The sequence below is a fragment of the Psittacicella hinzii genome, from assembly GCF_003585935.1.
Lineage (GTDB): Bacteria > Pseudomonadota > Gammaproteobacteria > Enterobacterales > Psittacicellaceae > Psittacicella > Psittacicella hinzii.
This window is the reverse complement of the sequence record NZ_NRJG01000124.1, coordinates 1-1,966: the sequence shown is the minus strand read 5'-3', so window position 1 is coordinate 1,966 and position 1,966 is coordinate 1. Positions and strand designations below refer to the sequence as shown.

The following is a 1,966-nucleotide window of genomic DNA, read 5'->3' as shown; positions in this document are numbered from 1 at the left end:
AGGCCGGATCTACTCGATTATATAGATTTATATGAGCCTGTGTATTTAGCAGTTTGAATGGTTTGTTGATTTAATTCTAAACCTGCATAACTAACATCTAATTGTTTATGCTTAAAGTAAATACGTGCTAGTGCAAAATATACTATTAAGCAAAGGCAAATACTAAGAGCCATACTTAAATCACTAGCATGCAAATAATTACCTATACCTAAAGGTAGCATAATAGCTAAAAGCATGGGTGCAATATAGAAAATAGTAATAGCTAGCCAGAAGTTTTGTCGTGCAGTTTGGAGTTTAATAATATCTCCAACAACTAAACGATCTTGTGTAACTTGCTCTTGACTTAGGTCTAAGCTTACTAAATTTTTATTGCGTCCGAGTGGAGTAAGCTCATTAAAAAATACTGCCCCACAACCTTCACCGCGTGCACATGCCGAGCAAAACTCTTTATTGGTTAATATACGCACTTGCGCATTGTAACCTTGAGCATTTGCCTCTAATTTTTCAATTATGGCATTGCGGTAAACTTGTTCTGGGCAATTTTTATTATGTGCCATATTAATTAGTATTTAATTGTTGACCATAACCATTAGGGTGTTGTTTATTGCTAAGTACACCATTAGCATCAAAAATACCTAAAGAGTTAATAATACCTTTAGCTAAGCTTAAAGGTAATTGTCCAACAATAATTAATTTATGTCCAGCATAATCTTCGGCATACATTGTAGTATCGCCACGTACCCAATAATAATGGTCTTCGGTAGTTACTGGATTTTTACTTACGTAAATCGTAAAACTAAATAAACCATCAGAATAGGTTTGTGCCAGCATAGGTTTTGCTTGACCTGGTGATCCAGTATTATTACTGATTAAGCTATCACCATACATATTTAATTGGTTATTAGCCACTAATTTAAAACCTGCTGGTAAGAAGTTTAAGCGGACAATTTTTTCAAATTGTTTGCTAATATTCTTATCTACTTTACTGTCGTAAACTACACCGGTATTAATATTGGCGTCTTTAATAGTTTCAAGTATATTACGATAAATACCAGTTTCAAGATATACAACCGTAAAAGAACTTAAAATAGTATAAGAGTTATTAACTAAATCACGTTGCACTAATACTACTTTAAGTGGTAGATTGGTAGCATTATCTACAGCTACTTGATATGAATAGAGGTTGGCAAATTTATTAGTGATATCGTACACGCGTGCTTGTCGATTAGCTACACGTGACGTTCCAGATTTTTGGATAATGTAATTTTGTGATAATTCACTAAAATTTGCATTGAAAATGTTTGGTAGGATCTCAAATGTATCACCTTTTAAGGCATACTTACTATTACCTACTAAACCATTTTTTAAATAGACTGAATAAGGTTTACCTTCTAAATTAGTTAAGGTCGCATAACGTTTGTTATCAACGTAGTAATTGGTAAACTTGTACTCATCTAAACCCGTATCGTTATAAACATTAAAATATAATGAATAATTACTTGTACGAATGGCTGTCGACATTTGCATTAAGTCGTTAATTGCCATTTGCGTATCTTTTACACTTGGAGTAGATGAAGTATTTGAGTTTTGCGTAATTAAATTAGTATTCGCAAATGATGAACTTGCTGTTGCAACGAATAAGAATAACCCGATAGCCCAGCGATAGAAGTGATTATTCATATATAATATTACGACAAATCCAGGCAAAAAGTTTTTCTAATATATTATAGCAAAAACTACTATAGGTTAGTAGGTGATAGTGGGAAAATTAAACAAAAATAGGGGTGCATATTTGATATGCACCCTTTAAATTTAATTATTTACCTGAAAGACGCTTTTGTAACTCGTAGTTAGTTAAAAAGATCGATAGGTTAACACTTTGATTCTGATTTAGTAATAAACCACTTTGAGGTTGTTCTGGTTTTACTAAATGTAAACTAATGTATTGTACATTTGATACTAATAC

At 32.2% G+C, this 1,966-nt stretch carries 2 protein-coding genes; both read right to left on the bottom strand.

The features are described 5' to 3' along the window. Nucleotides 1-17: 17 nt before the first annotated feature. Nucleotides 18-557 (bottom strand): SoxR reducing system RseC family protein, encoded by a 540-nt coding sequence (locus CKF58_RS06480; RefSeq protein WP_119532144.1) that lies wholly within the window; start codon nt 555-557, stop codon nt 18-20. A 1-nt stretch (nt 558) separates the two neighbouring features. After that, the gene (locus CKF58_RS06475; RefSeq protein WP_119532142.1) at nt 559-1,680 is read right to left on the bottom strand and encodes a MucB/RseB C-terminal domain-containing protein; all 1,122 of its coding nucleotides are present in this window, start codon (nt 1,678-1,680) and stop codon (nt 559-561) included. Nucleotides 1,681-1,966 lie beyond the last annotated feature (286 nt).

Bases quoted from the DNA above. Each gene is read 5' to 3' on its own strand.
- CKF58_RS06480 (WP_119532144.1), bottom strand. From the start codon at position 557: ATGGCACATAATAAAAATTGCCCAGAACAAGTTTACCGCAATGCCATA.
- CKF58_RS06475 (WP_119532142.1), bottom strand. From the start codon at position 1,680: ATGAATAATCACTTCTATCGCTGGGCTATCGGGTTATTCTTATTCGTT.